Source organism: Aurantiacibacter gangjinensis (genome assembly GCF_001886695.1).
GTDB lineage: Bacteria > Pseudomonadota > Alphaproteobacteria > Sphingomonadales > Sphingomonadaceae > Alteraurantiacibacter > Alteraurantiacibacter gangjinensis.
In genome coordinates this window covers 58,112-82,747 of sequence record NZ_CP018097.1, presented here as the reverse complement: position 1 = coordinate 82,747, position 24,636 = coordinate 58,112, and the positions used below count along the sequence as shown (strand labels likewise).

The following is a 24,636-nucleotide window of genomic DNA, read 5'->3' as shown; positions in this document are numbered from 1 at the left end:
AAAAGTGTTCGCATGTAGAGGCGTTTCCGGTCAGGCCAAATCAGTCCATTGCCATGATCGGTGCTTTGCGGTTGCCTTAGAGTCGCAAAGGCGCACCGCGTGATTCTTCTTCATCCGCCCCGCCTATTCCACGAAGAACGCGATAGATTTCTCGGACATAGGCAAACAGCCTCATCGCGTTTTGAATTTCGGTAGCTGCGCGATACCGGACAGTTGCAGTCGTTCTTCGAGCCGACACGCTAGAATCGTCCCACCAGCCGGAAACTGGTCAGACAACTTCTTGACCGTGAATAAGTGGTCTGCCAGTGTCTCGTGAAACGGTCAGACCGATTTCGGTGCTGCAAGTGGGAGAGGGCTGGTGGCGCAAAGACGCCTTTACGAACGCATTGCTGAAGCCCTGTCGGGCGAGATCGTTGCCGGTCGCCATCCGGTGGGTAAAAAATTGCCGTCGGAGCGGGAGCTTTCCGCGCGCTTCGAAGTCAGTCGTCCGACAATTCGCGAAGCCCTGATCGCACTCGAAGTAGACGGTCTGGTAGAAGTAGTCACCGGTTCCGGTGTCTTTGTCCGGTCGGACAAGCGCAAGCGGGGCTTGCCGGCCAAGCGCGATGTCGGACCGTTCGAGCTTCTAGAGGCGCGAGCCCATATCGAAGGTGAGGCGGCCGCGCTGGCGGCGCAACATATCGACGATGACGAAGTGATGGCGCTGGAGGCGCTCGTTGCCGAGATGGAAACCGAAAACGGGCGTGATGTCGTCATGTCGGAGGATGCGGATCGGCGCTTTCACATGGCTATTGCCGCCGCGACAAAGAATTCGGCGATGGAGCAGGCGGTCGAGGCTCTGTGGGAGGCACGCAACCAGTCGCTGCAGAATGTCCGTTTCCTCGAGAAAGTCAGGGCAGAAGGCATAAAGCCGCGTATCGATGAGCACATGGCGGTGATGACGGCGCTGAAGAACCGGGATCCGAATGCCGCGCGGGCGGCAATGCGCACCCATCTGCGCGGCGTAGCCGACATGGTTTTCCAAGCGACCGAGGCCGAGGCAGTCGAACGTGCGCGTGCCGAAGTCGCCAGTCAGCGCCGACGGTTTCAATTAGGAGAATGACTTAGGTGCCTAAGCTCGAACTCAATGAAAATCGCCTTTTTCCGGCCGATCCGACCACGCGAGATATCGCGCGCCGGCTATATGCCGAAGTACGCGATCTCCCAATCATCAGTCCGCACGGCCACACGGATCCGTCATGGTTCGCCGACAATGAAGCCTTTTCGAACCCCGCCGATCTGCTGATCACGCCGGACCATTATGTGTTTCGCATGCTGTATAGCCAGGGCATCCGCATGGAGGATCTGGGTGTGCCGCTCTCCGGTGGGGGGACCTCCGCCAATCCTCGCGAGGTGTGGCGCATCTTCGCACAGAATTATCATCTGTTCGATGGCACGCCATCGCGGATCTGGCACGATTGGGTGTATTCGAAGGTGTTCGGCCTCGAAGAGACGCTGAGTGCGGAAACTGCCGATCACTATTACGACGTGATCGATGCGAAATTGCAGGAAGACGCTTATCGTCCCCGCGCCTTGTTCGAGCGATACAATATAGAGGTCATCGCTACAACCGAAGATCCGCTGGATCCGCTCGATCATCATGCCAAGCTTCAAGCCGATGGTTGGGGCAAGAAAGTCATCACGGCATTCCGCCCCGACAATGTCCTTGATCCGGATTACGAAGGGTTCGCCGCGAATGTCAGGACACTAGGTGAGATAACCGGCTTCGAGACGACTGATTATCAGGGGTATCTCGACGCGCTGATAGACCGCCGCGAGTATTTCAAAAGGCATGGGGCGACGTCGAGCGATCACGGTCATCCTACTGCGGCCACGGCCGATTTGTCGCGCGCAGAAGCAGAAGCGCTGTTCGCGAAAGCTCTTGCGGGCGATTGTTCCGCTCAAGAGGCGGAGACTTTCAGGGGTCACATGCTTGTCGAGATGGCGCGCATGAGCCTTGATGATGGTCTGGTGATGCAAATTCACCCGGGCAGTCATCGAAACCACAATGCCATGGTGTTCGAGCGGTTCGGACGCGACAAAGGCGCAGATATCCCTACGCGCACCGACTATGTCGACGCCTTGCGCCCCTTATTGAGCCGCTATGGCAATGAACCTTCTTTGACGGTCATCCTCTTTACTCTGGACGAAACGGTGTACTCGCGCGAACTCGCTCCGCTCGCCGGCCATTATCCTGTGTTGAAGCTCGGTCCGCCATGGTGGTTCCATGACAGTCCGGAAGGGATGCGGCGTTTCCGTGAGCAAGCGACGGAAACCGCAGGCTTTTATAATACCGTCGGCTTTAACGACGATACGCGCGCATTCCTCTCCATTCCCGCTCGCCACGATCTTGCGCGTCGGATGGATTGCGGTTTTCTGGCCCGGCTGGTTGCCGAGCATCGGATGCTGGAAGACGATGCGCATCGCGTCGCACAGGATCTGACATACAATCTGGCCAAGGCTGCCTACCGCCTGTGATGAGTTGCACTCGTCGTCGGGCCATTCAGGGCATGGGGGCGGCCGGTGCAATGCTCGCAGCGGGGTGCGCGTCTCGCGATGCGCGACTGCTGCGTGCCGTGGATACGCATCCCGATGGCTATCCGACGGTCGAGGCCGTCAAGCACATGGGCGAATTGCTCGCGCAGCGCAGCGGCGGCCGGCTCGCTATCGAGCATTACGCAGGTGGTGTTCTGGGCCAGGAACGGGATGCCCTGGAAATCACGATTTTTGGCGGAATTGACCTGAACCGGGTGAACCTCGCGCCACTGAACCCGATCGTGCCAGAAACGGTCGTGCCGGGGCTGCCTTTTCTGTTTAGTTCGACGCAGCATATGCGTTCCGCGATGGACGGCGAACCCGGGCGGCGCATCCTGGACGCTCTGGAGCCGCACGGCCTGATCGGACTGTGCTTTTACGACAGCGGCGGACGAAGTTTCTACACGACCGAACGATTGATCGAAGAGCCGGAAGATCTCGCCGGGCTGAAGATCAGAGTGCAAAGCTCCGATCTGTTTGTCGAGATGGTCAGTGCGCTCGGCGGAAATCCCACCCCCATGGATTTCGGCGAGGTCTATCAGGGATTGATGCAGGGCACGGTGGACGGTGCGGAGAACAACTGGCCCTCTTACGAGAGCACGCGGCATTTCGAAGTTGCGCCGTATTACAGCGAGACGCGCCATGTGATGGCACCGGAAATTCTTACGATGTCGGCCATAAGCTGGGACAGGTTAAGCGAAGACGATCGTGCGCTGATCCGGCAATGCGCGCAAGATAGCGTTCCCTATATGCGCGGCCTATGGGATGCCAAGGTCGAGCAATCGCGCGCCGCCGTCGTGGCTAGCGGCGTGCGGGTGGCAAATCCTGAAATTTCTGCGTTTCAGCAAAGGGTGCAACCTGTCTGGGATAGGTTCGTCGCCACGCCCGACATGCGTGCGCTGGTCGCCGACATTCAGGCGCTGGATCCCGCCCTATGAGCGTTCTGTCACGCTTTCTCAGCCGCATGTCGCTATGGTTTTCCGCTTTCGGGCTCGTGATGATGACAGCCATCATCGGCTGGCAGGTGGTGGCGCGCTATCTGCTGGCGAATGCACCGGCCTGGGCGGAACAGGCCGCACTGTTCCTGATGCTGTGGTTTATCCTTTTCGCCGCCGCTGCCGGGGTGAGGGAAGGTTTCCACATTCGCCTCTCGATCCTGCAGGATAGCCTTGCAGAGGGACGGCGCCAGCTGATGGCAATCGCCTGCCACGCCATTGTTGGCGCTTTCGGTATCGCCATGGCGTATGGCGGCGCCCAGCTCGTAGTGGAAACATGGGAGCATACGATCCCGACACTCGGACTGCCGCGGGGCTTGTCCTATGTGCCACTGGCCGTCGCAGGCGTGATCATCGCGTTCTTCGCCGGTGAGCATATTCTTGCCGAGCGCAAGGGATCGAAGGTCGAGCCGCTATGGAGCTGACGGTCCTCTTGCTTTTGCTGGCCGTTCTGCTGGCCATCGGTGTGCCAGTCGCCTTCGCGCTGGGTGCTGCGTCGGTGGCGACTTTTCTGCTTTTGGACATTCCCGTCGTCGTCGCCTTTCAGCGCATGGCGGCAAGCATGAACGTCTTTACCCTCATGGCAATTCCGTTCTTCGTCTTCGCCGGCGATTTGATGGCGCGCACCGGCATCGCGGAGCGGCTGGTTCGCGTAGCGGAAGGTGCATTCGGCCGTGCCCGTGGCGGGCTAGGTCAGGTGGATGTCGGCGCGAGTATGATGTTCGGCGCCGTCTCCGGCTCGGCCGTCGCAAGTGTTTCGGCCATGGGTTCCACCCTGATGCCGATGATGAAGGAAAAGGGGTACGACGCCGATTACGCGGTGAACGTCACGATTACGGCAGCGATTCTTGGCATACTCATTCCGCCATCACACAACATGATCATTTATGCTGCAGCATCCCCGGTGAGCGTGAGTGTGGGCGACCTGTTCCTGGCGGGGATAGTACCCGGCCTGCTTGCAGGCGCGGCCTTGATGTTCGTCGCATGGCGCGTTGCAATCAGGCGTGGATACCCGGGCGGCACCTTTCCCGGATGGCGATCGTTCACAAAATCGCTGATCGCCGCCTTTCCCGGTTTGATGACGGCGCTTATCATCGTGTTCGGTATCCTGCTGGGTGTTTTCACGCCGACCGAAAGCTCTGCCGTCGCGGTAATCTACACCATCGTGATTGGCGTTCTTGTCTACCGTTCGCTGGGCTATATAGCCTTTGTCGAAGCTGCCAGCAGCGCGGTGCGAACAACCGCAATGGTGATGCTGATTATCGGTACGGCCGGCATGTTCGGCTGGCTTTTCGCATTGCTGCACGGGCCTGAAATGCTCTCCGGCGGATTGACCGCCGTTTCGCAAGATCCGGCGGTTATCATGCTGATGATACTGCTTGTGCTGCTGGTTCTCGGCGCTTTCATGGACATGGCGCCGCTTATCATCATCACCACGCCGATCTTCTTGCCCGTGGCAGTGGCGACGGGTGTCGATCCCGTCCATTTCGGCATCATCATGATGTTGAGCCTCGGGATCGGTCTGGTGACGCCGCCTGTGGGGTCCGTGCTGTTCGTCGGCTGCGCTGTAGGGCAGGCGAAGCCTGAGCAGGTCGTCCGCACGATTTGGCCGTTTTACCTCGCGCTTATGATCGTCCTCCTTCTGGTCGCTTATCTGCCTTCTCTTTCCCTTTGGCTTCCGGAGCAATTCAATTGACCCGTCTTGCTAGCAGCACTTTGACGATGGTGCCCCCCGAAGCTCGCACGCCATGCTATGACCGAGCGCAGCCATGTGGCGTCCTGCATCTGGGGACCGGCGCCTTCCATCGTGCTCATCAGGCGACCTATTTCGATGCGCTGCTTTCAGCGGGGCATAACGGCTGGATGATCTGTGGAGCGAGCCTACGTTCGCCGGCTGTGTCTCGCCAGATGAACCCGCAGGATGGGTTGTTCACTGTTCTCATCCGTGACGGCGGAGAGGAGCAGGTCGAGATCGTCGGCTCGGTGGCGGAGGTGATGGTTGCGCCGGAAAATCCTAGCGCTCTCGTATCGGCGCTCGCCCATTCCGATGTCGCTCTGGTGACACTCACCGTGACAGAGAAGGGCTATTGTCTCGATCCTGCGACAGGGGCGCTCAATCTCGATGACGAAGGGGTTGCAGGCGACATTGCCGACATCGCTTCGCCGCAAACGGCACCGGGTTTTCTCGTCGCCGGTCTGGCTGCGCGCAAAGCCGCCGGGATCGCGCCATTTACGGTCCTGTCCTGCGACAATTTGCCGGATAACGGGAAGCGCACCCGCGAGGCGGTGCTGACTCTAGCGAGAGCTGTCGATCCGGCGCTGGCCACATGGATCGAGGATGAGGTGGCTTTTCCCTGCTCCATGGTGGACCGGATCGTACCTGCAACGACCGAGGAGGACCTGGACAATTTCGAAAGCGCCACGGGCCTTCGCGATGAGGCATTGGTAAAAACCGAGCCCTTCACACAATGGGTCGTGGAAGACGATTTTTGCAATCGTCGCCCTCCGCTTGACGAAGTTGGTGTGCAGATGACGAACGACGTTGCCTCTTGGGAGCTAGTCAAGCTGCGTCTGTTGAATGGCGCCCATTCCGCGCTTGCCTATCTCGGCGGGCTTGCCGGGCATCACTATGTCCATCAGGCCATGGCGGCACCGGGCTTTTCGCGGCTGGTCGAGGCGCTTTGGGACGAAGCCGAAGCGACGTTGAAGCCAATTGATGGTTTCGATGCGAAGAATTATCGCGCTCAGCTTGCCCAGCGTTTCACCAATAGCGCGCTGGAGCATCGCACACACCAGATCGCGATGGATGGCAGCCAGAAAATTCCGCAACGCTGGCTGAATACCATCCGCGCTTACCGTGAGGCGGATCGCGGCGTACCGAAAGCGCTGGTCATGGCGCTTGCTGGCTGGATGCACTGGCAGGCTGGCAAAAATGATGCAGGCGAAACACACATCGTCGATGATCCGCTGGCGGCGCGGACTGCTGCTGCTCTCAGGGAAGCTGCTGGTGACCGTATGCGTGAGGTCGCCAACCTACTCGGTATATCGGCAATCTTCGGCGAAGCCCTTCCTGCCGATAACGCTTTCGTGCAGCATCTGACCGAAGCCTACTGCTCAATCGGGGAAACCTCTGCAGCCGACGCGGTTGCCACGTTCGCTGTCCCGGAAACCGTCGAAAGCTGATCGATGGCAGCGCCTCGCCTTCTTCGAATGAACGCTGCCGACAATGTCGCCCTCTGCCTCGAGGATGTGGCGGCGGGAGATGTTGTGGATGAGGGCGTGCAGGCGCAGGACGATGTGCCGTCGGGGCACAAAATTGCTGTCTCCCCCATCGCCACGGGTCAGGCAATTCTTAAATACGGGCAGATAATCGGTGTTGCGACATCGGATATTGCGGTCGGCCGACACGTCCATGTCCACAATGTCAGCGCAAGGACGGGTGACGTCCGCAGACGCGTCGACCCCGGCCAGAACGCGGCCAGCCTGCATTCTCGCGCGGCGACCTTTCAAGGGTATCCTCGCGCGTCCGGGCGAGTGGGGACGCGCAATTACATCGGCATCCTGACCAGTGTGAACTGCTCCGCGACCGTCGCGCGAGCTATCGCCGAAGCCTTCCCTGCAGCGGCTTTTGAAGACAACCCATCGGTCGACGGGGTGGTGGCCTTCACCCACACGACGGGTTGCGGGATGACGCCCGACAGCGACGGCACGGACAATCTGCGTCGAACGCTCGAAGGGTATCTGCACCACCCGAACTTCGCGGCAGTGCTCGTCGTCGGCCTAGGATGCGAGATGATGCAACTCTCCGGCTTCGCCGATGAAGAGAAGGCGAAGCGAAACGGGGTGGAGCTCCGAACGCTGACTATCCAGGACGAGGGCGGCACTCGAAAATCTGTGGAGGCAGGGCGCGCGATCGTTCGCGATCTTGTCCAGGGGCAAAGTGGATTGGCGCGCCAGGAGGTATCCGCAGAGCATTTGACCCTTGGCCTGCAATGCGGCGGTTCCGACGGTTGGTCTGGCGTGACAGCAAATCCCGCCTTGGGCCGTGCAGTCGACCTGCTGGTGCAGTCGGGAGGGACCGCGATCCTTTCCGAAACACCGGAAATCTTTGGGGCGGAACAATTGCTATTCGCGCGAGCCAAATCCGAAGCAATTCGCGACGCTCTTGAGGCGCGGCTCGATTGGTGGGCCGAATATATGGCGCGCAACAATGCCGAACTGAACAATAACCCTTCGCCAGGTAACATTGCCGGTGGACTTACCACCATCCTTGAAAAGTCCCTCGGGGCGGTAGCGAAATCGGGTTCGATGTCTTTGCGCGGTGTATTCCGTTACGCAGAGAACATCGACCAGACCGGGTTCGTGTTCATGGATAGTCCGGGCTACGATCCTTGTTCCGCCACAGGACAGATGGCTGCTGGCGCGAATATGCTCGCCTTCACGACCGGGCGGGGTTCCGTGTTCGGATCCAAGCCAGCGCCGTGCATCAAACTTGCGTCGAACAAGGCGATGGCGCGCCGCATGGATGAGGACATGGATTTCGATTGCTCGCCAGTGCTCGAAGGCGCGAGCCTCGACGATCTTGGAGAGCAAATTTTCGACCTGATTCTCAGGACTGCTTCGGGCGAAGAATCGAAATCGGAAAAACTGGGGTTCGGCGATCTCGAATTCGTACCCTGGCAAATGGGAGCCGTTGTCTGATGAAGTCTTTCAGCATCATGTGTTGCGCGCTCGCTCTCGGAGCGTGCGCTACCCTTCCGGCCTCCGATACATTGGCGCTGGACGCCTCTTCCGCCGATGAACAGCGCGAAGCCGAAATCATCCGCGCGCTTGAAGAGATGTCAGTCTTTGCTGGCAATGTCCTTCTCGCCGAAGACGGCAGCGGCCGCGCCGATTATTCCGTGGTCGACAGCGAGTGGATCACTTACGAAACGCACTGGCACACCGGCCAGCTGATCTGGGGCCTTCTCGAAACCGGCCTTGTACTGGACCGACCGGACCTGATCGATAAGGCTAGGCGAGGTGGCGACTGGTGGGTTTCCACGGAATTTGCGGGCGAGCACCCGCTCGCCGGCCTCGTATGGGCAGCGCATGGCGACCGCTTGGGCGATCTCATAAACTGGACCACCATATCGGACGGCACTCCCGGCCTATTCGCTCTTTCGCGCGCGACAGGTGACGCTCGCTATGCGAATTCGGCCACCCGATCGGGCAGGTGGCTATGGGACAATACCCGCGTGCCTGATGATATCCCGGGCGGCGAATGGCTGTTCTACAACATTATCGAGCCGCAAACTGGCCTCGTCTATCGCGACTGGGATGTTCATACGCAGGGTGTTCCGCGCGATCCGGAGCGCGCCGCGCGGGAGACGCTGCCCATCAATAGGATGGCCCGCCCAAACATCGAAGGATTTCTGTTCGAGGACATGTGTCGGCATACAGGCGAGCAGGCCTGGTGCGACCGCTTCCTTGCCCAGTCCGACAGCGTTCTCGAACGACAGCATGAAAGCGGCCTCTGGCTCAATTTCGAACCGAACAATGCCGATGGCAGCCAGGTCCATCCGCGTTTCAATGTCTGGAATGCCGAAGCTCTGCTGCAGGCATACGAGATTTCGGGCGACCGGCGGTATCTCGAAGGTGCGGCTCGCACTGCGCGCTGGGCACAGAGCGTAATGCGCAATGACGGGACGTTGTATTACCGGACGACTGTCGATGGTGAAACGAATGGGGCAGAAGTTACGGGTTCTTCAGTCGCATTCAATGGCATCCTTATGTTGCGGTTGAAGGAATACGGTTATGCGGAATTCGACGAGACGATCGATACCCTTGCCGATTGGATCATCCGCAATCGGTTCGCCAGCGACCATCCCGACCCCAACCTGGCCGGAGCGGTCATCAATACGAGGCAGAAGCAAAGAGGCGGCGGACTGCAACTGCTTAATCGCGACGTCGGCACCACATTCGCCCTTCGGTTTCTCAGCCTGTATCTCAGGGATATGCGCGGCGAGGATGTGAACGCATACCTGACGAGGGAAGCGTCGTGATGCGCGCTACTCGCCGCAATACGCTGAAAGGCGGACTGGGGGCCATTGCAGCGGTGCAGCTTGTTGCTGCTGGCGGGGTCGCTTTCGGGCAGGCCAGTGTTTCGCCGACGACGCTGGGACTGGGCAACCTGCCCGGAAGGGAGCGCCGGGCATTGGACGGGACGTGGCGCTATATACTCGATCCCTTCGACGTCGCGGGAAGGAAGCCCACCGGGCGGCGATCTTTCTGGCAGAACCGGATCGAGACCGACGATACCGGGCTGATCGAATATGAATGGTCGTCAAGCGACGAGATGACCGTTCCGGGCGACTGGAACACCGCTGAGCCCGAGCTGCATTACTACGACGGCCCGGTCTATTTCTATCGAACCCTGGAGACGGGACCGCAACAGGGTTTGCGACAAATCCTCTATTTCGAAGCCGTAAATTATGCAGCGACGATATGGCTGAACGGCGTGGAAATTGCGCGGCATGAAGGCGGCTTTACGCCTTTCCAGGTGGACATCACCGATATTCTCCAGCGCACCGGCAGCGGTGTGCATGATCTGGTGGTCCGGGCAGACAGTCGTCACGGGCCAGAGACCGTTCCCGGTCTCGATTTCGACTGGAAAAACTGGGGCGGTATTACCCGCTCCGTCTGGCTGGTGGAAGTTCCGGCCAACTATATTCGCGACGTGTATGCGCGGCTCGATGGCGACGAGCTTTTGGTCGATATCGCTTTGGACGGACAATCCGCAGGCAATGCCTCGCTAGATGTTTCACTCTCCGGTTCCAATGGTACGCATGCTGCGCAAACCGATGCGGAGGGCCGCGCCACTGTTCGCATCGCGATTGCGGGCCTTACCCGCTGGTCACCGGATGCTCCGCAGCTCTACGACCTGACGGTCGAAACGCAGAGCGATCGCTTGATCGATGCCATAGGCTTGCGCACGATCGAAACGCGAGGACGCGAAGTGCTGCTGAATGGCGAGCCGATATTCCTTCGCGGCATTTCCATGCATGAAGAGGCTTTCGGCCCAGAGGCGACGCGCGAAGTCAGCCAGGCTGAAGCACGGGCATTATTGGCGGAGGCGCAATCGCTTGGCTGCAACTTCGTGCGACTGGCACATTACCCTCATGCCGATCACGTCGCTCGACTGGCCGACGAAATGGGGATCATGCTCTGGGCGGAAATCCCGGTCTACTGGGAGGAAATTGCCTACGATTCCCCGCGCACCTTGGCTCTCGCCCGGCAGATGATGACGGAATTGGTCATGCGCGACCGATCGCGAGCGAGCGTAGTCATGTGGTCGGTCGCTAACGAAACACCGCAAAGTGAAGAGAGGACACGTTTTCTCGAAACGGTAATTGCCGACGTGCGATCGCTCGATCCTTCGCGCCTTATTACCGCCGCGCTCAACAAGAACGTCGATGTCGGCGGCGTGCGCGACGGCGAGAGTATCATCGAAGTGCGCGATCCGCTTGGTGAGAGCCTCGATGTCGTGGCGATCAATCAATACGAGGGCTGGTACGGCAATCGCACGCCTGGCGAAATTTCGCAGGTCTCGTTCCGCAACAGCTATGAAAAACCGATGATGTTTTCGGAGTTCGGAGCGGGTGCCCTTTATGGCCACCGCGGCCCTCGGGAAGAACGCTGGACCGAAGACTATCAGGCTTGGCTTTACGAGGAAACGCTGAAGGTCGTAGAAACGACGCCGGGATGCGTTGGTCTTGCGCCTTGGTTGCTCAAGGATTTTCGTTCGCCGCGGCGATGGCACGGTCGGTTTCAGGATCTATGGAATCGGAAAGGACTGGTATCTCCCGAAGGCGGCAGGAAACAGGCATTCTTTGTCCTCCAAGATTTCTACCGGAGAAAGGCGGGCGAAGCGTGAAGCGCCATTGGGCTCGCTTTGTCGGCGGGATGCTCGCTGCCTTAACTGCGCTTTTGGCATTCCCCCTTGCTGCCGGTGCATCTAGCAATTCTCAGCGCTGCGACATTCGCGATTTCGGTGCTGTTTCTAGAGACGAATCGGCCGACACTGACGCTATTCAGCAGGCTGTCGATCAATGTTCCGGAACCGGCGGTACTGTGCTGGTGCCGGCCGGCGATTGGTCTACCGGTACCGTGCGTCTGGGCTCGAACATGACCTTCCTGATCGACGATGGCGCGGTCCTTTCGTTGCACCCCGATATTGCGTTGTTCCCCGAAACGATCATCCGGCAGGATGAAGGGACGGCGAGCGTACGCGCTGCGCTTTTGGCCGATGGTGTAACCGGGCTGCGGATCGATGGGGCAGGGCGGATCGAAGGCAATGGCGAGGCATTCTGGGACGAGGATTTTTATGATAGCGGCCTGAGGCGACCCACACTACCGCGGCCCGGGCCTGTCATCGAATTGGCGAATTGCCGGGATACGCACCTCTCGGGCATCACCATGACGAACATGCCTGCTTACGCTGTGCGGTTCCATGCGTGTTCGGATGTAAGTGCGACGGGCATCACCATCCGGAATGATCCCCGCAGCCCGAACACGGATGGCATACAGATACGCGATACCTCCAATATGCGGATCAGTGACGTTGATATTCGTACCGGAGACGATGCGATTGTCCTCAAATCCGGTCAGCGACCGGTCGACAACATTCTTGTCGAAGACAGCTATCTCGAAAGCGATGACGCGGCCTTGAAGTTCGGCACCAGCTCGCATGTTGGCGTGACCAACTCCGTTTTCCGCAATTTGCAAATCCGGAATTCGCGCTACGGCATAGCCATCTTCATGATCGACGGCGGCATGCATCAAAACAATGTCTTTGAAAACATTGATATAGAGACCGGCGGCAGGCACTTGCGCCAGTTCCCCATATTCATCGATATCGATCGGCGCGACGCGGATCGCTCCCTCGGCAGGGTAGTCGACACCGTATTCCGCGACATGACGATCATGACTGGCGGGGCCAGTCTTATCGCCGGCAACCCTGAGGCGCCGATTGAAGGTTTGTCGCTACAGAACATAACGATATCGGTAAGCGGCCCGATCGATCTTGCTACCGCTTCAAGCAAGCCGCGCGGCAATATTGAAATTGAGGGACAGAGAGGTAGCGTGGACTATTCCTCGGCAAATGCGCACTTCGCCCTAGGCCATATTCGCGGCCTAAGTCTTAATGACATCGCGATTGTTGAACAGCATGGCGCCAGTACGCGTGCCGACATGTTCATGCAAGATGTGCTGTATGACCTGCCCTTGGACAGCGACGGGGTATCTCGCTAACGCGCCTTGGAGACACGTCCTTGTGACCGAAGGTTAGCCTCAGAGCAGTGCGGCGAGGTCTCGCTCGGCTTCTGCCCGTCGATCCGGATAACGCGCTGCATCGACCATCAGTCGCGTCGCCATATAGCCGGCCTGCACACAACGCGCGAATGCTGTACCGGGTGATTGCGCCGACCAGCTCCCCGGTGTGCTGGGGGTGCCGAGGCCGATACGATAATCTCGCGCCGCGCGCACAATTGCATCGTCTTTATCGAAGAGCGCCGCGACAGCGGCCCGGTTGCCGGCTGCCGCAATCGTGCGCCTTGCGAGAGTAGCGGAAAAAATCATCCGCACCAAGTACCCATTCCACATACCTGTCGAGATACCGGTTCACATCGCCGACATCGATATTGTCGACAGCGTGCATTGCCATCGCATCGTCGCTGCCCGTCCCGTCAAGGTCGGGTTCCACAGTATGCATCATGATCATCGCCCGCTCGAATTGAAGCCGAATGAGACGGGCCATCATCTCCTCGCCAGGCAATTCCGGCCCGAGCATGCCCGACAGATAATGTGCGTCGAGATCCATCGGATCTGCAAATTGCGGAAAAACGGTCAGTTGCTGTTCGGACGCCAAGGCGGCAGCTAGTCCGGCACCAGCAACGAGCTCGCGCTCGACCATTCCGCCACGGTATCGTTGCAGGTCGCCATAGGCTTCTTCGCGCCCCTCCCACTGCTCGGCCGTTCGGGCGATGACCGAGAAGACCAGGTCACGACGCTCTGCAAGAGCGCTGCTCCCATAAGCGTAAGAGAATTCCCATGACTTTTCGAGCGGCAGCGGTATGAAGGCATCCTGCCATTCGCCGTCCATATCTTCATCGGATACCAGCAGCACCAGTGCATCGTGGATCACCGCAGAGCGCATGAGCGATGGTGGAAGCCCGGTTGCCGACCGCCCGCGTTGCGCGAGGACGGTCGCCCGCATTGCCAGTGACGCGGAGAGGGCCGCGATCCCGCCCAAGAGTGTGCGCCGGTCGCAGTGAAATTTGCCGGAAATCAGGTTCATCTTCAGTCCTCCAATTCGAGGGAAGAGGTGAATTCGCCGAGTGCAATTTCGCCGTCGACATAGCGTTGAGCAGACTCGAAAAATTCTACGGCAAAACGCAAAGACGTGCCCCACTGCGATAGCGTGGCTGGATCGGTGGACATCGCTTCCTGCAAGCGGTCGGGATCCGGGTCTGCGCCGTTTTGCACATCGACACTCAAGGCGATGAACGGGTCGGCAGGATCATAGAAACGCGGCTCGATAAGATAGCGCTGCGCGTGGTTCAGGTACGGCTGAGCGGAAAGATCGGCATAGCGAGCGGTATCGATATATATAGGATCGAGCGCGATGATGTAGCCGCGGAGCATTCGTCCAGCATCGGCACCCTCAGGATACAGCTCATGCAGCTGCAGCAATTGCTGGACGATGAGGCCACCGAACATATGCTCCAAATGGCGCGCCTGTTCAGCCGATTGCTGCGATGTAAAGCGCAATGCGTGCTCGAAGACGAGCGGATCATATTTCGGATCGTTCTGGGCCAGGGGCATCTCGCGCCGCAAATGCCACAAAGCCGTATCCTGCATGATCCGCATGTCGCTGGGCGAATGGCGATATTCGTTGTCGTAATATTCGGTCGCAATCTCCCGGTAGACAGGCTTGAAATAGCTGTCTGCCGCGATGTGCGAAAGCAGCGACAATGCGATCGCCAGTCGCCGGTCATACGCCGCGCCGCGCGCGTCTTCAGGGCGGTTGCGAATATCCGTCAGCACGGGTTCGATGAGAAAGCGACCCGCGCGTTGAATGGAGCCCATTCGCATCAAGGACGGATAGTCGCGTGCCACTTGCTTGAATCGTTCGCCCACACGCGGCGACGAGAGCATCAATGCTACCGAGTCGTCGGCATGAACGGCATGCGAGAAATATTCTGACACTACGATCTCTCCCGACCAATACGCCTCATCGCCCTGATCCGAGGTAATCGGTTGCTCCTTCACTCAATCGGCTCGCACCGATTTATCCAAGGGAATGTGAGAACAACCCCGCGACTGTTATACAAAGCCAGCGCTTGCCGACCCCCAGTGGACAACGACACTCCACTCGAGATTGGTTTGACCAAATCTTTAATTGGTAATACCTCGGTGGTGCCAGAACGCAAGCTTTGGGTGAGGCAAAGGGAGGTGGGAATGGAACGCCGCGATTTATTCAGGATTTCGGGCATCGGGGCGCTTGCGGCGAGCGGCATGGCGCTTCCTCGCGTGGCATTTTCATCGGATCGAGAGCAAGTTTCCGATGCGGTCCCGTCTCGCGATCTCGTGGCGCGTCTGCGCGCAGTCGCAGCGCAGCCGGTGCTGCGCCGCAGCCTGCTTGGAAACACGCCGATCATCGTGGAGCGGATCGACATCCTCAGGCGCGACGATCAGTATTTCGTGCGGATCATGGATACGGATGGCGGTGTGGGATGGACGCTCACGAATAATCGCCGTTTCCCCGATTTCTGGCCTGTCCTGCAAAATCGCATCGCGCCTTTCTTCATCGGCAAGGATCTGCGCGACTACGAGGCCTTGCTGGAAGGTGTCTATCTCGAAGACAGCAATTACAAGTGGCAGGGCTTGCCGTTCTGGAGTGCCATCGCGCGGCTGGAACTTGCAGTGCTCGATCTGTTTGGCAAGCGCTTGGACCTTCCGATCAACAGGCTGTTGGGCGATCCGGTTCGCGATAGTACGGGTGTCTACTACGCCAACGGGGATAGGGAGCGGAGCGCCGAATGGGTTGTGGAGCGTTTACAGCGCGACGTCGGCACAAGCGGCGCTCGGGCTGTGAAATTCAAGCTCGGCGCGCGCATGCACCAGACGGAGCAGAGTGATGCACGGGATAGCGCGCTGATACCCATGGTCCGTGACGCCTTCGGCCCAGATATGGTGATATATGCCGACGCCAACGGGTCTTATGATGTGGAGTCCGCGCTACATTTCGGTCGTATGCTGGAGGAGCACGATTACGGCTTTTTTGAAGAGCCGGTGCCGTTCGATCATCTTATCGAAAACAAGATCGTCGCCGACAGTCTTGCGGTCCCGATCGCGGGAGGCGAGCAAGACTCCAGCATGCGGGCCTTGGAATGGCATCTCGCGACGGATTCGCTGCAGATCGTGCAGCCCGATCTCATTTATTTCGGCGGCCTTGTGCGAAGCATGCGTGTCGCGCGGATGGCGGCGCTGCTGGGAAAGCAGACCGTACCGCATATTTCCGGAAGAGGCCTCGGCAGTCTGTATGCCACCCATTTTGCCAGCCTTCTGGAAAACACGACGGATTACCAGGAATATAAGGGTGATCCCGATGAAGTGCCTTACGAGATGACGCTCGGCGGAGGCCGTTTCGTAGCACGCGATGGTCGGCTGCCGGTGCCACAGGGGGCGGGGCTGGGCATCACCTTCGATCCGGATTACCTGTCTTCGCTGCAGCAGATCACGGAGTCGTGCGCATAGCAAAAAGACCGACTTTCGCCCGGCGGACCGTGCTTGGAATGCTCGGCCTGCTCGCGGCATACGGAGCCCTTCCTCCTCGCCAGTCCGGCGCCGGAATGGCAAACTCTGCCCGTCCGGCCGCACCACGCAATGTCGTCATAATACTGGCCGATGATATGGGATTTGCCGATCTCGGTTGCTACGGCTCTGAGGTCCCCACGCCCAACCTCGACAGGTTGGCGGCGCGCGGTGTGCGGTTCACCAATTTTCATTCCACTGGCAAATGCTTTCCTTCTCGCTCCGCCCTGCTGACCGGGCTTTATCCGCAGCAGACCGGCACGGACAGGTCGGCGCGCGTGCCCATGCAGGGCGGCGTGACAATTGCAGAGAGTCTGCGCGGAGCGGGATACCGCACCTTGATGGTCGGGAAACACCACAGCACCACCCACCCGATGGATCGCGGGTTCGACAGATATCGTGGATTGCGTGACGGGGCGGCGAATTACTTCAATCCGGGCACGCAGGCACGCGCGGGCGAGGCGGAGCCCGCGCGGAAGGAGGAGGATGGGCGTTGGTGGTGCGTCGACCGTGACTGTCGGCGCGGCTTGTACGGTACCGATGCCGATTTCTATGCGACGGACGCCTTTACCGATTGGGCGATCGAGTTGCTCGACGAATATCGCGACGAGCCGAAGCTGCTCTATCTTGCTTACACCTCTCCGCACGATCCTCTGCACGCGCGACCGGAAGACATCGCGCGCCATCAGGGTCGTTACGATGCCGGATACGCCGCCATCGGGAATGCCAGATATGCGCGGCAGACGGCCATGGGTTTGATCGCTGCCGAAGCGCCAAGACCCCATCCGGCATGGGACGACTGGGAGCGCCTCAGTGAACAGGAGCGGCAGGACGAGGCGCGCCGGATGGAAGTTTATGCGGCGATGATCGACAATCTCGATCGCAACATCGGCCGCGTACTGGATTGGCTCGAAGATCAGGGAGAGCTTGACGACACGCTCATCATTTTCTCGTCCGACAACGGCGCAAGTGCGGAAGAGGTCTTGACCCAAGAGGGCACCGATATCGGATCGGCAAACCCGATTGGAACGGTCGGCCGCTGGGCAAGCCTGCGCAGGAATTGGGCGGAGGTCGCCAACACGCCGCTTCGCTATTACAAGAATTACAGCTTCAATGGGGGGCTGCTCGTTCCCTTTATCGCCCATTGGCCGGACCGTGTCGGGCAGGCAGGCGCAATCGTGACGGAGCCGGCGCATCTGATCGACCTGCACCCCACTCTTCTTTCTCTGACAGGGCGGGAATATGATCCTTCGGCTGGCCCGGAGCCGGATAGTCCTGCGCTTGCCGGTATCGACCTGTCGGGCCTGCTGATCCCTTCGGACGAAACCTCTCCAGCCGATCGCGCGATCTTCAATCAATGGGGCGGTGGCCGGATGGTGCGCGAGGGTCGCTGGAAACTCGTTTCGCACGCGGAAACGGGCGAGGCCGATTCCGTATCGTGGGAATTGTACGATCTTGCCGCCGATCCCCTTGAAACCCGGAATGTCGCTGGCCTGTATCCCGAGCGTGTCGAACTTTTCGCCCAAGCCTATGAGAATTGGATGAGGTCGGTTGCCCGGTAGGTCGCGGTTTCGGGACAGTGGCAGCCGTCTGCGATCGTATGTCCATGACTAGCTGCATGCTTCGCAAATTGGTAAGACAGATGTCTGAGACTTGACAGGCCAATACTCCCGGTGAAAGAAACAACTCGATCCGTTTCATCTCGCAAACGGGCGGCGGGAGGATAATCGACATGCAGATCAAATCGGCACGCGTCATAGTGACCTGCCCGGGGCGCAACTTCGTCACCCTCAAGATCGAGGTAGAAGGCGGGCTGACAGGCATTGGGGATGCGACGCTCAATGGCCGCGAATTGTCCGTCGTTTCCTATCTCGAGGATCACGTCTGCCCTGCACTGATAGGCAAGGATGCTCGCCGGATCGAGGACATCTGGCAGTTCCTTTATCGAGGCGCCTATTGGCGCCGAGGTCCTGTCACCATGCGTGCGATTGCGGCTGTCGATGTCGCGCTTTGGGACATCAAGGCAAAGGCGGCTAAGATGCCTCTTTACGACCTGCTGGGCGGAAAGAGCCGCGACCGCGTGATGGTGTACGGACATGCCAATGGGGGCGATATCGACGAGACCGTCGATGCAGTAGGTCGTTATATCGAGATGGGATATAAGGCAATCCGCGCCCAAACAGGTATTCCCGGTGTGAAAGGCGCCTATGGCGTCGGCCGGGGCGACTTGTACTACGAGCCAGCCGATGCCGCGCTCCCTAGCGAGACGCTCTGGAATACAACCAGCTACCTCGACTACGCGCCCAAGCTGTTTGAGGCATTGCGCGACCGGTTTGGCTTCGACCACCATCTCCTGCACGACGTACATCATCGCCTCACGCCGATAGAGGCAGCACGGCTAGGCAAGAGTCTCGAGCCTGCAAGACTCTTCTGGATGGAAGATTGTACGCCTGCCGAAAACCAGGAGGCATTCCGCCTTGTGCGTCAGCATACGGTCACGCCGCTTGCCGTCGGCGAGATCTTCAACACGATCTGGGATTGCAAGGATCTCATCGGTGAACAGCTGATCGACTATATACGCGCCACCATTGTCGGTGCTGGCGGCGTGACCGGGCTGCGCCGCATCGCTGACTACGCAGCAATCTACCAGGTTCGCACGGGCTGCCATGGTGCGACCGACCTCTCCCCCGTGACGCTGGGAACGGCCGTGCATTTCGACAGCTGGGTCCCCAATTTCGGCATACAGGAATATATGCGGCATACGCCGGAGACCGACGCTGTCTTCCCCCACAACTACGCCTTCGAGGACGGATACCTGCTGGTAGGCGAGACGCCCGGACACGGCGTCGATATCGACGAGGAAGAGGCGGCCAAGTATCCCTACAAGCCAATGCAGCTGCCGGTCGCGCGCCTGGAAGACGGCACGATGTGGAACTGGTGACGAGGTGACCGGTCCACAGCGAAGCCAGCGCATCGTCTGTTTCGGCGAATGCATGATCGAACTGAGCCGCGTTCCCGATCAGGAAATGTGGAGCATCAGCTTCGGTGGCGACTGCGCCAATGTGGCCATTTATTGCGCACGGCTGGGACTGGAAACGCATTTCATGAGTGCGACCGGGCAAGACCCCTACAGCGCATCAATGCGGGCTTTTCTTACTGCGGAGGGAGTCTGCGACGATCTCCTGCTCGTTCATCATGACCGCCTGCCCGGCCTCTATGCAATCCAGACAGACGCCAGCGGAGAACGCACATTTACCTATTGGCGCGACAGTTCGGCTGCCCGCGGCTTCCATGAAGTTGAAGGTAGCGCGCAAGCGTTGCAGAATGCGTCGGAAGCCGACGTTTTCTACCTCTCTGGCATCACGCTCTCACTTTTCGACAGGAACTATCGAGCGCAGATTGCCGAGCTCGCTCGATCCGTGCGCGCCAGGGGAGGGCATGTCGCGTTCGATGGCAATTATCGTGCGCGCGGATGGGCCGATCCTGCTGCCGCGCGCGAAGCAGTCGCATCTATGGCCGGGCATTGTTCCATCGCGCTTCCTACATTCGACGATGAGCGGGCGCTCCACGGCGATACACATGAAGATCAAGCAATTCGCCGTTGGCACGATGCAGGCGTCGATCTCGTCGTGCTCAAGGTAGGCGCAGAAGGAGCCGTCGTCTCATCGAAAGATGGCACCGCCGAGCGAGTTCCCATTGCTCAGCCGCGCGATGCTTACGACACTACGGGCGCGGGCGACTCCTTCAACGCAGGGTTTCTCTCGGCCTACCTCGCAGGGGCCACCGCACTGGAAGCAGCAGCGGCGGGGAACAGGCTGGCAGGCGAGGTGGTGATGCATCCCGGCGCCATCATTCCCGCAGAAGCGATGCCGGTTTGATCGGCCCGCAAAACAATTCGTTCCGCAGTGCGCGGGATCTGTCGGGCTTTTGGCGCGTCGCTTTCGAAAAAGAGGGCACGAGACCCGACTGGGAAAAGGGCATCGCCGAAAGTGAGGCCTTTCACGTGGCGGTACCGGGAAGCTGGAACGAGCAGCTTGCCGAGGCCGGATATATGAATTTCTGCGGCGCGGGTTGGTATCAGACCGATGTTTTCCTTCCCGAACCGGCGAAAGGAAATGAGCTCGTTCTGCGTTTCGGATCGGCCGATTACTATGCCGAGGCCTGGCTGGATGGCGTGTCGGTCGGTCGGAGCAGCGCGCCTATGCTGCCTTTCGAATGCGCCATTCCCAAAGAATTGGCGAACGGTCGGACAGCTCGGCTTGTCGTGCGGGTAGACGCGCAGCTCAGATCGGACGAGGCAACGCAGGGCATCACCAGCGCGACATACGCCGAAGAGGGGCGACCGAAGGACGAATACCTACCGGCGGTACGTTTCGATTTCTTCCCTTACGGCGGCCTCAACCGGCCCGTCCTGTTACTGCAGCGACCGGCCGGAGGAATCACGGGATGGCGCGCAGTTTCTGATCTTGCAGGTGTCACCCTCTCCGTCGATGCGGGCTGTGCTGGACATATTCGCGCGACCTTGTCGGACGGCATCACAAGCACCGAACGCGAAGCGAAGTTGGATGCCGGAAAAGCTGAAATGCGGCTTGACCCTGCATCGCCGCGCCTCTGGTCTCCCGAAGACCCGCATCTCTACCGCTTGTCGCTCGAACTGCTCTCGCCCGACGGAACCGTGCTGGATATGTGCGAGCAGCGGATCGGCCTTCGCAGCTTTAAGGTCGAAGGCACGACGCTCTTTTTCAATGGCGCGCCAATCGTCTTGAAGGGTTTTGGCAAGCATGAGGAGTCCCCACTGCACGGTCGGGCGGTCAACATGCCGCAATTGGTGAAGGATTTTCATCTTCTGAAATGGATCGGCGCGAACTCGGTAAGGACCTCGCACTATCCGTATAGCGAAGAGTTTCTCGACCTCGCGGACGAATTCGGCATCCTGGTGATTGACGAGGTCTTTTCGATCAATCTCGATTTCCGGCTGGTCGACGAGGCGGTGCTTGCCAACCACAAGCGCGCGGTTGGCGAACTCATCAGCCGCGACGCGAACCGCACCTGTGTGATTGCGTGGTCGCTCGCCAATGAGCCCGGCTACCTGGCAGAGCGCGAATATCGCCAGTCCTCTGAGCCATATTGGCAGAATCTCTTCGCCCATGCGCGTACACTCGATCCAACCCGACCGATGTGCCATGCCAATGTCGGCTATGCCGGTAATGACGACCCGGCGTTTGCTCATTCGGATTTTCTCGGAATCAACCGCTACCACGGCTGGTACACGATACCGGGCCGCCTCGACGCCGCTGTCGATGCTTTGGATAAGGATTTCGATGCAATCGCGGCTCAAGGAAAGCCGATTGTCGTGCTGGAATTCGGTGCAGATGCGATGGCTGGTCAACACGCAAGTTACGATCAGCTTTTCACGGAAGAATATCAGCAGGATTTCATCTCCGCTTACTGGAAAGCGATAGAAAACCATCCTTCCGTTGCCGGTGGCCATGTCTGGAATTTTGCAGATTTCCGCACGGCACAACACGGTCGACGCGTTGTGCATAATCTAAAGGGCGTTTTCACCCGTACGCGCGAACCGAAAATGGCGGCGTGGATGCTGCGCAGATTGTGGAGCACTGCCGAATGAGCGAGATCAGGCCCCTGGCGCGTCGCGGAATGCTTGGCTGGGCGGTCGGCGATTTCGGTTTCAACATATTCTGGCAAACACTCAACCTTCTGTTGCTGCCCTTCTATACCGATGTGCTCGGGCTGAATGCGGCGCTTGCAGGTACAGTGTTCCTGATCGCCAGCCTGTGGGACGGATTTGCCGATACTGTGATCGGTGCCATCGCAGACCGCACGCGGACGCGATGGGGCAGCTATCGCCCCTATCTCATCTTCGCGTCACCGCTGCTTGTGGTGGCCTTCATGCTCGCCTTTTTGACACCCGATTGGGAGCAGGGCGGCCTGTTTCTTTATGCGCTTCTGAGCCAAATTTTTCTGCGCACCGCCTATTCGCTGGTGTCCATACCTTACAGCTCTCTTTCAGCCCGCATTTCGCAAGACTCCGGCGAGCGCTCCAGCATGGCCGGCTGGCGGATGTTTTTTGCATTTTCCGGCGGTGCGTTCGTCACTTTTGTCATGCCGCAATTGGTGCAATCGCTGGGTGAGGAAACCCAGTCCACAACCTATGTTCTGGCCGCAGGCCTGACAGGTCTTATTTCGCTGCCGTTCTTCTGGATCGTCTTTGCGAATACCAGCGAGCCGGAGAGGCTGCGCGATGCCAATCCTTCCGGTTTCACCGTTGCCGCGTCTGTCGAAGATTTCCGCGCAACCGTGCGCATGGCGTTCGCAAACGGACCGCTGGTGCGCATTTTCGGCTGCATCATCGTGTCGAGCCTCGCTTTCACCATGACGAACAAGTGCCTAGTTTACTACGTCACCTACTACCTGGAACGGCCGGACCTCGTGCCGCGGATCGTGCCATTTGCGCTTGTCATCAATCTGCTGTTTGCGCCCTTCTGGGCAGGGGTCGCGCGAAAGATCGACAAGCGCACCACATGGCTTGTCGCCAACGTGGTGAGCGTCGTCGCTTACCTGCTATTCTTCTTCTCGACATCGCGCGATCCGGTCGTGGCCAGTCTGCTGATCGCACTGATATCGGCAGCGAATATCGCATATCAGGTTCTGTTCTGGGCAATGTTGCCGGACACAGTCGAATATAACGCATGGAAGACAGGGCAGCGTCACGACGGAAAGGTTTTCGGCATCGCATCTTTTGCAAAACAGCTGGCGCTCGGGATCAATGGTGCGCTGCTAGGTTTTCTCCTCGTCACCATAGGTTACACGCCGAATGTCGAGCAGACAGCTGACACACTTTGGGGATTGAAGGCTATCATGGCTCTTATCCCTCTCGCCGGCGTGCTGCTATCGGGATGGCTTATCTGGGGTTATCCGCTGACCCGTGAAACACATCGGGCAATCGTCGAAGGATCATACGATGCGCAATAGCTCAAAGGCCTGCAACCGCCGTGGCGCGCTCAAGGCGGCCGCCGCGGGTTTGGGCGCGGGCATGGGACTCGTCGCTGCGCCCGCTTTTGCGCAGCTGGCGGGCCATGTCGGTCAAATCACGATCGCATCTGTCGAAGCCTTTGCCGTGCGCAGGGCGATCTTCGTGAAAGTCACGGCGAGCGATGGGACCGCAGGGTGGGGCGAGGCTGGACATTCCGGCGGTCGACTGGTTGCCGACGTCGTGCGCCGGGAAATAGCTCCGCTCTACGAAGGCGAAGACGTTTTCAATGGTTATGGCTTGTGGGCAAAGGGCTATTACGAAGTCGATGAACTGGGCCCCGGCGGCTTGGCGAGCCAAGCGCTGGCCGGGGTCGACTGCGCCCTGTGGGATTTGCGCGGGAAGCTGCTGGGTGTGCCCGTCTGGGCGCTTCTGGGCGGCAAGGTCCGCGATAGTTTCCCGGTTTACGGATCTTTCAGCAGGAGTCTCGGCGAGGATCGCCTGATGACCCCGGACGATGCGGCCCGCCGCGCAGTCGAATTGATGGAAGAGGGCTTCCGAGCCATCAAGGTGCGCATGGCTATCCGGGAGGAGGGCGTGGACCCGGCAGACGATCCGACGATGCCTACCGCGCGCGCCGTCAGGCAGGCGATCGGCGACGATGTGCCGCTCTATGTCGATGCCAACAACGGTTATCGCGCTGCGAGGGCAATCATCGTGGGCAGGGCGCTATACGAAGAATTGGGCGTCGAGGTCTTTGAAGAGCCCTGCGCGATGCACCACTATGCAAGCACGCGTGAGGTTTCGGATGCATGCGATATCATGGTCGCCAATGGTGAGCACGAGTACACGCCTTTCGCCTTTCGCGACCTTATCGATCAAGCAAAACCGGACCTGCTGAATCCCGATGTGTCCAAACTTTCTGGTCTGACGCCCGGGATTATGGTGGCATCGATGGCGTATGTCCGTGATCTGCCGATCTCGGTCCACAATGCGCGGCCCACTCTGCTTTCGGCAGCGCACACGCATTATGTGGCATGGGCGGAAACGGCAAACCGGACGCAGGAACATCCGGGCAGAGTTCGCTTGGCCAGCCTCTGGGACTATTTCGAGGAGACGATGCTTCCGGTCGATGGAATCATGCAAGTGCCCGATACGCCCGGTCTGGGTCTGACGCCGATCGAGGAGCGCATTCGCGCCGACGCAAACTAGCGATGCGCA

Annotated in this window: 20 protein-coding genes; 17 read left to right on the top strand and 3 right to left on the bottom strand. The window is 59.3% G+C overall.

The genetic code is table 11. The features are described 5' to 3' along the window. Positions 1-358 precede the first annotated feature (358 nt). From BMF35_RS00335 to BMF35_RS00290, 10 genes are all read left to right on the top strand, one after another. Complete coding sequence (locus BMF35_RS00335; protein ID WP_047006208.1) at positions 359-1,102, top strand: FadR/GntR family transcriptional regulator; 744 nt, start codon at positions 359-361, stop codon at positions 1,100-1,102. A gap of 5 nt (positions 1,103-1,107) precedes the next feature. Continuing rightward, a complete protein-coding gene (gene uxaC, locus BMF35_RS00330) occupies positions 1,108-2,517 on the top strand; it encodes a glucuronate isomerase (RefSeq protein ID WP_047006207.1) in 1,410 nt (469 codons plus the stop codon). A gap of 98 nt (positions 2,518-2,615) precedes the next feature. Then, complete coding sequence (locus BMF35_RS00325; RefSeq protein WP_236781531.1) at positions 2,616-3,512, top strand: TRAP transporter substrate-binding protein; 897 nt, start codon at positions 2,616-2,618, stop codon at positions 3,510-3,512. Then, positions 3,509-3,994: a TRAP transporter small permease gene (locus tag BMF35_RS00320; RefSeq protein WP_047006205.1), complete on the top strand. Its 486-nt coding sequence runs from the start codon at positions 3,509-3,511 to the stop codon at positions 3,992-3,994. The genes BMF35_RS00325 and BMF35_RS00320 overlap by 4 nt, the downstream gene beginning before the upstream one ends. Then, the gene (locus tag BMF35_RS00315) at positions 3,985-5,265 is read left to right on the top strand and encodes a TRAP transporter large permease (protein WP_047006204.1); all 1,281 of its coding nucleotides are present in this window, start codon (positions 3,985-3,987) and stop codon (positions 5,263-5,265) included. Before BMF35_RS00320 ends, BMF35_RS00315 begins: the two co-directional genes overlap by 10 nt. Next, entirely contained in the window at positions 5,262-6,752 is a 1,491-nt protein-coding gene (locus BMF35_RS00310; protein WP_047006203.1) for a mannitol dehydrogenase family protein, read from the top strand. The genes BMF35_RS00315 and BMF35_RS00310 overlap by 4 nt, the downstream gene beginning before the upstream one ends. A gap of 27 nt (positions 6,753-6,779) precedes the next feature. Then, positions 6,780-8,270: a UxaA family hydrolase gene (locus BMF35_RS00305; protein WP_206539545.1), complete on the top strand. Its 1,491-nt coding sequence runs from the start codon at positions 6,780-6,782 to the stop codon at positions 8,268-8,270. Then, complete coding sequence (locus BMF35_RS00300) at positions 8,270-9,613, top strand: hypothetical protein (protein ID WP_052765951.1); 1,344 nt, start codon at positions 8,270-8,272, stop codon at positions 9,611-9,613. Before BMF35_RS00305 ends, BMF35_RS00300 begins: the two co-directional genes overlap by 1 nt. Beyond that, positions 9,613-11,484, top strand: coding sequence for a glycoside hydrolase family 2 protein (locus BMF35_RS00295; protein WP_047006201.1), 1,872 nt, complete (start codon positions 9,613-9,615; stop codon positions 11,482-11,484). The genes BMF35_RS00300 and BMF35_RS00295 overlap by 1 nt, the downstream gene beginning before the upstream one ends. Next, positions 11,481-12,860 (top strand): glycoside hydrolase family 28 protein, encoded by a 1,380-nt coding sequence (locus BMF35_RS00290; RefSeq protein WP_047006200.1) that lies wholly within the window; start codon positions 11,481-11,483, stop codon positions 12,858-12,860. Before BMF35_RS00295 ends, BMF35_RS00290 begins: the two co-directional genes overlap by 4 nt. Before the next feature lie 39 nt (positions 12,861-12,899). Here BMF35_RS00290 and BMF35_RS13715 read toward each other — a convergent pair whose 3' ends face one another. The 3 genes from BMF35_RS13715 to BMF35_RS00280 are packed head-to-tail and all read right to left on the bottom strand — an operon-like array spanning position 12,900 to position 14,696. Then, positions 12,900-13,094: a hypothetical protein gene (locus BMF35_RS13715; RefSeq protein WP_162273593.1), complete on the bottom strand. Its 195-nt coding sequence runs from the start codon at positions 13,092-13,094 to the stop codon at positions 12,900-12,902. 13 nt (positions 13,095-13,107) lie between these two features. Beyond that, complete coding sequence (locus BMF35_RS00285) at positions 13,108-13,905, bottom strand: hypothetical protein (protein WP_047006199.1); 798 nt, start codon at positions 13,903-13,905, stop codon at positions 13,108-13,110. A gap of 2 nt (positions 13,906-13,907) precedes the next feature. Next, positions 13,908-14,696, bottom strand: a complete 789-nt coding sequence (locus BMF35_RS00280) for a hypothetical protein (protein ID WP_156172063.1) — start codon at positions 14,694-14,696, stop codon at positions 13,908-13,910. A gap of 267 nt (positions 14,697-14,963) precedes the next feature. Here BMF35_RS00280 and BMF35_RS00275 point away from each other — a divergent pair, with 267 nt between their 5' ends. From BMF35_RS00275 to BMF35_RS00245, 7 genes are all read left to right on the top strand, one after another. Further along, positions 14,964-16,367, top strand: coding sequence for a mandelate racemase/muconate lactonizing enzyme family protein (locus BMF35_RS00275; protein ID WP_156172062.1), 1,404 nt, complete (start codon positions 14,964-14,966; stop codon positions 16,365-16,367). A 95-nt stretch (positions 16,368-16,462) separates the two neighbouring features. Next, positions 16,463-17,986 carry an arylsulfatase gene (locus BMF35_RS00270; protein WP_047006593.1) on the top strand — a complete coding sequence of 508 codons (1,524 nt, stop codon included), beginning with the start codon at positions 16,463-16,465 and terminating at the stop codon, positions 17,984-17,986. A 170-nt stretch (positions 17,987-18,156) separates the two neighbouring features. Then, positions 18,157-19,365: a D-mannonate dehydratase ManD gene (gene manD / locus BMF35_RS00265; RefSeq protein WP_047006196.1), complete on the top strand. Its 1,209-nt coding sequence runs from the start codon at positions 18,157-18,159 to the stop codon at positions 19,363-19,365. Between the two features lie 4 nt (positions 19,366-19,369). Further along, positions 19,370-20,302 (top strand): sugar kinase, encoded by a 933-nt coding sequence (locus BMF35_RS00260; RefSeq protein WP_156172060.1) that lies wholly within the window; start codon positions 19,370-19,372, stop codon positions 20,300-20,302. Further along, positions 20,299-22,053: a glycoside hydrolase family 2 gene (locus BMF35_RS00255; protein ID WP_052765949.1), complete on the top strand. Its 1,755-nt coding sequence runs from the start codon at positions 20,299-20,301 to the stop codon at positions 22,051-22,053. The genes BMF35_RS00260 and BMF35_RS00255 overlap by 4 nt, the downstream gene beginning before the upstream one ends. Further along, complete coding sequence (locus BMF35_RS00250; RefSeq protein WP_047006194.1) at positions 22,050-23,417, top strand: MFS transporter; 1,368 nt, start codon at positions 22,050-22,052, stop codon at positions 23,415-23,417. Before BMF35_RS00255 ends, BMF35_RS00250 begins: the two co-directional genes overlap by 4 nt. Further along, the gene (locus BMF35_RS00245; protein WP_052765948.1) at positions 23,407-24,627 is read left to right on the top strand and encodes a mandelate racemase/muconate lactonizing enzyme family protein; all 1,221 of its coding nucleotides are present in this window, start codon (positions 23,407-23,409) and stop codon (positions 24,625-24,627) included. Before BMF35_RS00250 ends, BMF35_RS00245 begins: the two co-directional genes overlap by 11 nt. The last annotated feature ends 9 nt before the right edge of the window (positions 24,628-24,636 follow it).

Coding starts and splice junctions, on each gene's coding strand:
- BMF35_RS00320 (WP_047006205.1), top strand. CDS start 3,509: ATGAGCGTTCTGTCACGCTTTCTCAGCCGCATGTCGCTATGGTTTTCC.
- BMF35_RS00315 (WP_047006204.1), top strand. CDS start 3,985: ATGGAGCTGACGGTCCTCTTGCTTTTGCTGGCCGTTCTGCTGGCCATC.
- BMF35_RS00305 (WP_206539545.1), top strand. CDS start 6,780: ATGAACGCTGCCGACAATGTCGCCCTCTGCCTCGAGGATGTGGCGGCG.
- BMF35_RS00300 (WP_052765951.1), top strand. CDS start 8,270: ATGAAGTCTTTCAGCATCATGTGTTGCGCGCTCGCTCTCGGAGCGTGC.
- BMF35_RS00295 (WP_047006201.1), top strand. CDS start 9,613: ATGCGCGCTACTCGCCGCAATACGCTGAAAGGCGGACTGGGGGCCATT.
- BMF35_RS00285 (WP_047006199.1), bottom strand. CDS start 13,905: ATGAACCTGATTTCCGGCAAATTTCACTGCGACCGGCGCACACTCTTG.
- BMF35_RS00280 (WP_156172063.1), bottom strand. CDS start 14,696: ATGGGCTCCATTCAACGCGCGGGTCGCTTTCTCATCGAACCCGTGCTG.
- BMF35_RS00270 (WP_047006593.1), top strand. CDS start 16,463: ATGGCAAACTCTGCCCGTCCGGCCGCACCACGCAATGTCGTCATAATA.
- manD (WP_047006196.1), top strand. CDS start 18,157: ATGCAGATCAAATCGGCACGCGTCATAGTGACCTGCCCGGGGCGCAAC.
- BMF35_RS00250 (WP_047006194.1), top strand. CDS start 22,050: ATGAGCGAGATCAGGCCCCTGGCGCGTCGCGGAATGCTTGGCTGGGCG.
- BMF35_RS00245 (WP_052765948.1), top strand. CDS start 23,407: ATGCGCAATAGCTCAAAGGCCTGCAACCGCCGTGGCGCGCTCAAGGCG.